This is a genomic window from Orenia sp. (genome assembly GCF_055140805.1).
The window spans coordinates 1-9,442 of sequence record NZ_JBSQYM010000118.1 but is presented as its reverse complement, the minus strand read 5'-3'; the positions used below and the strand labels follow the sequence as shown (position 1 = coordinate 9,442).

Genomic DNA, 9,442 nt, shown 5'->3' with positions numbered 1-9,442 from the left:
TTTAATCTTTTAACTGTAAACTGTACACCGTCCCTACGAGTTTAAAAACTAAAACTCTTCGTGTAAACCACTGTCAACTCGACACAAGTGTCGCATTATCCCCATTAAGTCTCACTTTAAAATTGGATATTTGTACCCCTATGAGAATTAAATATCAATTTGCCTAAATAAAGCTTTATTAAATAGATTTTCCTTGCTATAATAGTTAAAAAGAAGCACTGTATAATCTTCTGTTATATTTTTGGTAGGGTTTTTAATAATATCTAAAATATCATATTTAAAGGTTTCAACTTGAATCTGCCGTTGTATCTGTCTAGAACTTAAGTCAGTTAATTCAGGTAGATATTCTTTAACCATCTCTTCATTATTGATAAAGTCTTTGAATCTAGACTTATAATCTTCAATTTCATATTTATTTAAGAAATCTGTTAAATTCACCTTTCTTCTTTCTAATAATAGATCAAATTTTAATAGTTCATCAAAAATATCTTCTTTAACTTGACAATACTCTCGATAAAATTCCTGCAGGTATTCATACAGACTCTCTAACTTATGGGAATACCGATAATACCCCTTCTGCTCCCAAAACTCAGCCAAAGCTTCATACATATCAAAAGGACTCTCATAGAAGTTCTTCTCAATAAACTCGACACTATAATCAAAATGATGGGAATTGCCAAAGGTCTCTAAGACCTCTTCTATCATCTTCAGTTTTAACATCTGACTATAACTTATCTCCTTACTTGCCAAAACTTCATAGGGTGGCATTGGAGTATAGATATATTCATACTCTTTTTCTCTTATACGCAAGCCAGAACCCTTGATTAACTTTAAAAACCCTAATTGCAATCTCCCTGATTTAAGCCGATAGACATCATTAAAGGACTTTCTAAAGCTCTGATAATCATCTTGTGGTAGTCCAGCAATCAAATCCAAGTGTAAATGAATATTTTTAGGCTTAGATAACTTTCTAACCACTTCACTTAATCTTTCAAAGTCCATCTTTCGATCAATCAACTCTAAAGTCTCTGCATTGGTAGACTGTACCCCAATCTCAAACTGAAAATATCCCTGAGGTACATTAGCTAAAAATTCAATTATCTCATCACTCAATAAATCTGCTGTTATTTCAAAATGAAAGTTCATCTCATGATTATTAGGCTTATTTTCTAATAAAAACTTAAATATCTCTAAAGCCCGCCTTGGATTACAGTTAAAGGTTCTATCTACAAACTTAACCTGTCTGACCTTAGCCTTAATAAATTTTAATAGCTCCTCTTTTACCCTCTCTAAAGAGAAATATCTCACTGAAGATAAGGTAGATGACAGGCAGTATTGGCAGTTAAAAGGGCAACCACGGTTAGATTCAAAATAGATTATCTTATTTTCTAACCCCTCCATACTTTGATATGGAGAAGGTATTTTATCTAAATTATCAATGACTGGACGGGGATTATTTTTGATAATTTTATCATCCTCCCGATAGACCAAACCCTTTACTGTAGATAAATCTCAGCTTGTAGTTAACTTGTCCAAAAATTCTTTAAAGGTAATCTCACCTTCACCACAAATAATATAATCCACACTAGGATTCTCTTCCATTGTTCTGATTGGATCAAAGGAGACTTCTGGTCCTCCTAATAAAACCTTTACATCTGGTTGCACTTTCTTTAACAGACTGATAATCTCTAAAGTCTGCTCTATATTCCAGATATAACAGGAGAAGGCGATAAGATCAGCCTGCTGACGATAAAGCTCTGCTACAACATCATCACTATGCTGATTGATTGTATATTCCTCCAAATTAATATCAAACTCATCTTCACAATAGCTTTTAATATAGCGCAAAGCTAAGGATGAATGTATGTATTTAGAATTTAATGTAGTAAGTAAGGTTTTCATGTTGATAACTCCTTTATTTCAGTGTACAGTTGACAGTTGACAATTGACAGTTAAGTTCAAAAAATTTAACATAGTTTTTTAATCTTTTAATTGTACATTGTACACTATCAATTGCAAACTGTTTCTTTATTTCTTAGATTATAAGAATTGAAGAGATTTGTCAATTAATTATTTAATCACAACTAAAAAAGTAAAAATCCCCACTCATAAGAGTAGGGACTATAAATCAAAATATACTATTATTGGGGTTTACTTGGAACAGAAATACTTGATAATGCATTACCTGCTTCCATATCACTCTTATCTTGTACAGCTAAATCTCCTAAAGCAACAATACCAACTAAATTTCCATTTTCAACGATTGGTAATCGTCTAATTTGGTTCTCTGCCATCAATTGAGCAGCCTCTTCTACACTCATTTCTGGATTACCATAGACCAAATTACCAGACATACAATTCTGTACCTGATCGTTAATGTTTCCATTTGTTGCAGTATTACGTATAGCAATATCACGGTCTGTGATAATACCAACAGGTTGAGTGCCATTAGTCACTGGAACAGCACCTACATTGAGATTTTTCATAATCTGTGCTGCCTCGTTCACAGTAGAGTTGGGAGCAACAGTTGATACATTGTTTGTCATGATATCTCTGATTTGCATATTGATTATCCTCCTCCTTTTCAAGATTAGGATGTGTAATTAGAGTTTTTTAATTCTAAATAACCTAGACATATTTTGAACAAATATGATAAATTTTAACAATAAACTATTCTCCAATTATCAAGTAACTACTAATCAGAATAAATGCTCCTCCAATAAAGGTTGAAAAAGTAGGTATCTCTCCTAAAAAAACTATGGCAAATATAATAGCACTTAAAGGATCAAGGTAACTTAATATTCCTACATCTTGCACCTTACTCATCCTCAACCCCTTTAAGTATAACATCAAAGCCAGGGCAGTATGAATTATTCCAATAACAGCCAATAGGAAAAATGACTTAAGATTTGGCAGTTCCCCCTCTAAAACAAAAGGAAATAGCATAATCATAGAAATACCTGTCTGTAGTAGGGTTAAATCCCGAGCAGAGATTCCATTGATCTGCTTGGACAAAAGGGTAAATAAAGCATAACAAAAAGCAGCTATGACCCCATACCCTACCCCTATTATACCTTCTAGAACTAGATTATTGTTAGAGCTTAAAATCATAATAAATATCCCTGAAATTCCTAAGGCTAAAGATATGATCCCTCTAATACTTAATCTCTCTTTTAAAAATAAAATTGATAGTAACACAACCAAGGCTGGTGAAGTATAATAACTTAAAGTAGCATTAGCAATACTAGTATTTTTAATTGCTTGAAAGAAGAATATCCAGTTAAGAGCCAATACTATTCCAGAGAATATCACTACATATCTATTATTAACTTGAAAAGATACCTTTAAATCACCTTTATAAACTGATATAAGTAATAAAAATAGAAAAGCAAAAGATACTCTATAGAAGACAATTAACTCTGAAGGATAAGGAATCCAACGTACAAATAATCCAATACTGCCCCAGATGAACATAGAGATTATAATAAATAAGTAACCCAATTTACCTTCACTTAACAAAACATAGTCCTCCTTTACCAAAACTACAATAGATATACTATTAAGGGAATTGTTAAAATTGATAATAATGTACTTAAAAATACCCCTTCTGAAGCTAAAGCAGCATCACCACCAAACTCTTGAGCAAAGATAGCTGTATTAGCAGCAGCAGGCATTCCAGTCAAGATTACCGATACACCTAAAACCAACGAATTTAATTCTATAGGTATAGCCTTTAAGAGAAGCAGTACCCCAATAGGTAGGATAAGTAATCTAATAGCACTAATAATCCAGAGCTTCCAATTATAAAAGATTTCTGTCAACTTAACCTGTGCCAATATAGAACCTACTACTAACATAGATAATGGTGTAGTAGAATGACCTAATATTTCTAAAGTTTGTGTGATAGCTACAGGTAACTTAATAGAGAAAATAAATAGCAAAAAACCAACTCCTACAGATATAATCCCAGGATTGAATAATTCACTAAAATCAATTCCTTTATCTTTTTGATGGCTACGGCTCATAATCATTACCCCTAAAGTCCAAATTATTACATTAAAGAGCAGATTATAAATCGCTGCTAAAAATAATCCTTCAGAGCCAAAGATAACATCAACTACTGGATATCCCATAAATCCAGCATTAGAAAAAATTAAGATAAACTGAAAAATATCACGTTCTTTATCTGTGGTTGGCAACAAACGAATTACTAGATAAGAGAATAAAATCATTATTATGTAGATACCCAAAGTTACTATAAATACATTTCTTAAATTACTTAAACGTTCTAAAGTAAAATCATAATTCATAGAATCAATAATCAAAGCCGGTAAGGTCAAATAAATAATCACATTAGTTAAATTCTTACTAAGATGTTCATCAACAACCTTTAGCCTTTTAATAATAAAACCTGATAAAAGAAGAAAAAACAGAATCAATGTCTGATTAAATACTGTAGAAAAATTAATTTTCATCACCCTTTCTAAACTTTAATTGATAAAATAGTCTCATAATAAAATCAACCACTACATATATTATATTGTTTTTCTAAAAAACTTTAATATAATTAAATTATAAGTCTTCTATTAGCATTAACCTACTATAGAGGAGGAGTTCACTATGACTTGTTATTATAGACTTAAAGATTTGACTGAAGACTTTAAGTTAAACACAAAACTTTTACAGGATTATCTCAAAAGATCAGCTCTCAATAGTAATAGCTTAGAATTTATGAATAATAATAACTTAATTAAATTATTAAATTTAGTTGAAGAAAATTTACTTTCCTTTGATATGGATTTATTAAATTTTATTATCTGTCATAGATTCAAAGATTTGATTAAAGGCAATAATATTATCTTACAATTTACTAACCGTAGTAAATTAATACAACAAAGAGACCTAAGTATTTTTGAAGATTTATCAGAAGCTCTCAGAGAGGATTACTATCAATTTGCCGATAAGGTCTTAGCTTGGATTAAGACCAAATTATTCTCCGATAATCTAACAAAAATTATTATAGATAGAACAGCCGACTCTAATCAAAAGAATAATCCAAATATAAGAATTACCTTTTATGAAGGAACTCAAGTTGATGATTTATACCTAATTATTCAAAAAGAGATGAATAATCTTAAAGAACTAAAACTCAATGAACCTAAAAATGAAATAAAGAGTAATAATTATTTACTTGCAGAACTTAGAGAGATATTAAATAATTCAGAGGATGTTCTAGGTAATATGGCAAAATTATTAGATCAAATCAATGATGAACAACATACCCGTCAAATATTTAAGTTGATTATAGGTATTGAATCATCTTATAGAATAATTACCTCACCAGAACTGATGATAATTGGCTTTAATAAATTAAATCTTCCAAGTAAATTAGAAGTCAACTATAATGATGACTTGGAACTAAACTTTGATAATGATTGTAGCTTTATCTGCAAAATAGAAGAGAATAATGATGATAAAAAATTAGTCATCAACCTAGCTGATTTACCTAAGGACTTAGAATTAATTTCATTGTAGGTTAATTCAATTTACAATTGACAATGATCAATGTAAAATCAGAAAATAAGTTCCTAAAAATTCTAATTAAGAATTGATTATCATAATTTTATCAGTTTATTATTAGTAGTATCTATTTTGATAGTATTGATTGTGAATTGTCAATTGTACATTATATTATATTATATTTTATTTTATTTTATTTTCTATCTATAACAACCTCAGATAATATCATACTTTTAGGCTTATTTAGAACATCCAAAACGACCTTAGCCACATCTTCAGGGGGCATAAAGGCTGTTGTATCCTCTCTGATGTCCTGCCAAAACGGTGTTGCCATCCCCCCCATATAGATTCCAACTACCTTGACCTCGCTTCCTTTCAAATCCTCTTGCAAACTCTTAGTAAAGCCACTCACTCCAAATTTACTCGCAGAATAGACACTCTCTTTAGCCTTTCCTTTTTTACCTGCTGTAGAGATAATATTAATAATCTGACCGCTTTCTTCCTTCTTCATCAGCCTTAAAGCTTGTTGACTACAAAAGATAGTTCCTTTTAAATTAGTATCTATCACTTGGTTAATATCCTCCAATGACAACTCCTCCAATTCTCCAAAACGACCCATACCAGCATTATTAATCAAAATATCTACTCGATAATATTCTGCTTTCACAACTCTAAACAACTGCTTAACTTCTTCATAGCTAGTAATATCAGCAGTAAATATATCAGCATAGCCCTCATCTTCGCTAATCAATTTAGCTGTTTGCTCTAACTTCTCTGTACCTCTTCCCACCAAGATCACTTTAGCACCTTCTCTAGCAAACAATAGTGCCATCGCTCTACCCAAACCACTTCCTGCTCCAGTAATTACTATAACCTTTTCTTTTAACATCCCTACACTCCTTTTTATATTATTTTAAACTATAGTTTTTAAGGCGTCTATTACTATTAATTCTGCCCTAGAATTATAATTATTATATTTTAATATATAAGGGGAATGTGGGTATATTGCGACACTTTTAAAATTAGTGTGAGTGTGAGCAACCCCCAATAAAAAGAAGTTTTACACACACTCATAGCTCACACTCGACACAAAGTGTCGCACTATCATTCTATCATCTCAATTTCTACTAATCCCAAAACATCTATATAAGTCAAAGCCCCCCTTGCTAAACAAGAGGGGCTTTAATCTATTCATACTTAAACTTAGTCTTATTTAAACATATCAAAGTATTCTTCTACTGTAGGGAATTTACCTAAAATAGCTGCTATAGCTGCTACATGGGCACTACCTAAGTAGGTTTGAGAGTCAGCTGGTCCAATTCTAGATTGATAGTTTCTAGTTGTAGTTGTTAATGCAGTTGACCCTGCACCAATTCTACGCTTATTACCCATACACAATCCACAACCAGGCATAGTAATAGTAGCTCCAGCTGCTGTTAATTTAGCAAGACTACCATCTTGAGCCAACTCATTATAGATATCCCTAGAAGCAGGACAGACTACAAAGTTAACCTCATGAGGGATCTTATGCCCTTCTACTATTCTAGCTGCTGCTCTAATACTCTCTAAATCTCCACCAACACAGCTACCGATGAATACTTCATCTAATTTAATTCCAGCTATCTCTGATAAAGGTGCTACATTATCAGGATGATGTGGTTTAGCTACTAATGGTTCAGTGACCTCATCTAAAGGAATCTCAATAGTAGCAGCATAATCTGCATCGTCATCACCTTCAAGTAGAACTGGCTCAGCTAGATACTCTTCTATAGCTTTGATTGTATCCTTGACAGATGGGCAAATATCTGCATCAGATCTAGATTTTAGATACTCTAAATTCTTCTCAATAGCTTCAATAGTTACCTCATCAGCTGGAACTGTACCAGCAGAAGCACTTCTCTCAGCTACTGCATTTGTCAAGATATATCTTTCGTCAGCATCTAAGAACTCTACACCTTCCATCTCAATGATTCTACCAGTATAAACATCTTTACCAACAGTCTTGTCAGCATAAACAACCAAAGTAGAAACCAAGTCTCTAGCAGTGATTCCTTCCTTAGGCTCACCTTTAAAGATAACTCTAACAGATTCATCCATAGTTAAGTCCTGTTTGCCGTACTTCATCACACCAGCAATAATATCAGAAGCTGCTGGGAAGGATACTCCAGTTGGAGTTCTTGTATGAGAATCCCCTCCTACGATCACATCAGTCGGTAATACAAAACGGTTACCGATAGTATGGATAATTCCTTCTCCAGTCTCTAGACAGACTCCACCACGAGCGGTTACAAATTCATCAATAAATTTATGTCTATCTCTATCTTCACTAGATGGACATTCTCCAGTATGGCACAGACTTTGTACTACAAATGCTCCAAAATCTCCTCCTGCCATAGCTTGATACTCTTCTAAAGTCATTGGACCAGTAGTATCTTGAGAGAATGCACCTCTGATCTTCACTTCAGCAGTCTCTCCTGCTAAGATGGTATCCTTTCCATCTAGTCTATTCATCGCCACAATCTTTTGAGCTAGAGTCTGTGGTACTCGCTCCTTTTCCTTTTCTACAGAAGCAGGAACTTTACTTTGATCAAAATCAATATCATTATCCAAACAATATTGAACTGCCCACTTCTGTAGCTCATTACCTGCATCAAAGTAAGTCATTCCTCCAGCAGCTATCTTATCTAGTTGGAAAGGAATCGGTAGCTTAACATCTAACTTGTCTTCTCCATTAACTATCAATTTTTTATTCTCTACATCTAACTCTAATGAGTCACCTTCATTAATACTATCTGTATCACAGATAACTGGCAAGATAGCAGATGCCATTAAAGAGATTTTAAAGATTGGAGCCATACTTTTAGCAACAACTACTCCTCCAGCCTTCTTCTCAGGCTCTCCATCGACTGGCTTACCTAAGACCTGTAACATAGTATAAGTAGCAGATTTTCTAGAAGAACCCTCTCCCAGTGCCGACCCTGCTACAAAAAAGATATTCTCATCTTTCTCTTTTAGCTCCTTCAGCCTGTCCATAAAGTCTGCTTCATCTTCTCTACCATCCATAATAAACTGGGCATGCAATGGGTGATCAGTTCTACTATCAGCATTTTTAGATGGACTTAAGTGCCCTGTAGTAATATTATTTCCAACCTTAATCGATAATCCCTGATATTTATCAGCTAAATTCCAGTCTTGGGCAAATTCTCTTTCTGCCCAGCTTTTAATTACAGCTTTAACTGCCTTATTATCCTCAGCTAAAGCTACTAATCTATTAAATTCAGAGGAGTTAACTAAAACCGTATCTTTTAATATCTCTAATATCTCTTCAGTATAATAACCTTCCTCTAATAAAGTAACTAATTCTACAGCAGCTGCCCCCCCTTGCATCTTGTCTAATAGATCTAAAGCAGCCTCTTTAGATAAATAATCACTTGTTAATTCACCTTTAACAAACTTAGCTAAGCCCTCAGCTTTTGCATAAGAAGATGGGAACGTTCCTCTTCTTACCTCTTGAGAAATTAATCTTAAAAGTAACTTATCTAAGCTTTCCTTTTCAAATATAACAAAATTATCTTCTGACAGATTATCTAAAGTTAAACCTTCAACAACAGCTTCAACCTCTTCTTTACTTAAAGGTCTTGGGTCTAAATCATAATTTTTTTTCCGTTCTATAGCTTTTGTTTTATAAGCTTCTAGTACTGGTAATAACTTCTCCATACTCTCCTCCTATGATAAATATTTTTAATTAATTATACAATAAAATTTATAATTTTACAAATTGGCTAATTTACTTTATTTAAGATTAACTCCATAGCAAAATAATAAAAAGGGGCTGTCTCAAAATGAGACGCCCCTTTTGTATTTAAATATGAAAAAAACAGGTTCCTAAAAACCTGTTTTTAGTGTAAAATTAGTTTATGAC

At 32.7% G+C, this 9,442-nt stretch carries 8 protein-coding genes; 1 reads left to right on the top strand and 7 read right to left on the bottom strand.

Annotated elements, in window-relative coordinates:
* Window positions 1-147: 147 nt before the first annotated feature.
* From ACTCDL_RS11495 to ACTCDL_RS11475, 5 genes are all read right to left on the bottom strand, one after another.
* Entirely contained in the window at window positions 148-1,491 is a 1,344-nt protein-coding gene (locus ACTCDL_RS11495; protein WP_463176653.1) for a B12-binding domain-containing radical SAM protein, read from the bottom strand.
* Window positions 1,492-1,512: 21 nt separating this feature from the next.
* The gene (locus tag ACTCDL_RS11490) at window positions 1,513-1,902 is read right to left on the bottom strand and encodes a B12-binding domain-containing radical SAM protein (protein ID WP_463176651.1); all 390 of its coding nucleotides are present in this window, start codon (window positions 1,900-1,902) and stop codon (window positions 1,513-1,515) included.
* Between the two features lie 239 nt (window positions 1,903-2,141).
* Complete coding sequence (locus tag ACTCDL_RS11485; protein WP_463176649.1) at window positions 2,142-2,564, bottom strand: CBS domain-containing protein; 423 nt, start codon at window positions 2,562-2,564, stop codon at window positions 2,142-2,144.
* Between the two features lie 106 nt (window positions 2,565-2,670).
* The gene (locus ACTCDL_RS11480) at window positions 2,671-3,519 is read right to left on the bottom strand and encodes a DMT family transporter (RefSeq protein WP_463176647.1); all 849 of its coding nucleotides are present in this window, start codon (window positions 3,517-3,519) and stop codon (window positions 2,671-2,673) included.
* A gap of 23 nt (window positions 3,520-3,542) precedes the next feature.
* Entirely contained in the window at window positions 3,543-4,475 is a 933-nt protein-coding gene (locus tag ACTCDL_RS11475) for an AEC family transporter (protein ID WP_463176646.1), read from the bottom strand.
* Between the two features lie 145 nt (window positions 4,476-4,620).
* Between ACTCDL_RS11475 and ACTCDL_RS11470 the strand changes: the two genes are divergently transcribed.
* A complete protein-coding gene (locus ACTCDL_RS11470) occupies window positions 4,621-5,535 on the top strand; it encodes a hypothetical protein (RefSeq protein ID WP_463176645.1) in 915 nt (304 codons plus the stop codon).
* Between the two features lie 178 nt (window positions 5,536-5,713).
* On the opposite strand, the gene ACTCDL_RS11465 is transcribed toward ACTCDL_RS11470, so the two are convergent.
* The gene (locus tag ACTCDL_RS11465) at window positions 5,714-6,409 is read right to left on the bottom strand and encodes an SDR family oxidoreductase (RefSeq protein ID WP_463176644.1); all 696 of its coding nucleotides are present in this window, start codon (window positions 6,407-6,409) and stop codon (window positions 5,714-5,716) included.
* 320 nt (window positions 6,410-6,729) lie between these two features.
* On the bottom strand, window positions 6,730-9,237 hold the full coding sequence (locus ACTCDL_RS11460) for a bifunctional aconitate hydratase 2/2-methylisocitrate dehydratase (RefSeq protein WP_463176643.1): 2,508 nt from the start codon (window positions 9,235-9,237) through the stop codon (window positions 6,730-6,732).
* Window positions 9,238-9,442: the final 205 nt, after the last annotated feature.

Excerpts from the sequence above, each read along its gene's own strand:
- ACTCDL_RS11470 (WP_463176645.1), top strand. The coding sequence starts at position 4,621 with ATGACTTGTTATTATAGACTTAAAGATTTGACTGAAGACTTTAAGTTA.
- ACTCDL_RS11465 (WP_463176644.1), bottom strand. The coding sequence starts at position 6,409 with ATGTTAAAAGAAAAGGTTATAGTAATTACTGGAGCAGGAAGTGGTTTG.
- ACTCDL_RS11460 (WP_463176643.1), bottom strand. The coding sequence starts at position 9,237 with ATGGAGAAGTTATTACCAGTACTAGAAGCTTATAAAACAAAAGCTATA.
- ACTCDL_RS11475 (WP_463176646.1), bottom strand. The coding sequence starts at position 4,475 with ATGAAAATTAATTTTTCTACAGTATTTAATCAGACATTGATTCTGTTT.
- ACTCDL_RS11485 (WP_463176649.1), bottom strand. The coding sequence starts at position 2,564 with ATGCAAATCAGAGATATCATGACAAACAATGTATCAACTGTTGCTCCC.
- ACTCDL_RS11490 (WP_463176651.1), bottom strand. The coding sequence starts at position 1,902 with ATGAAAACCTTACTTACTACATTAAATTCTAAATACATACATTCATCC.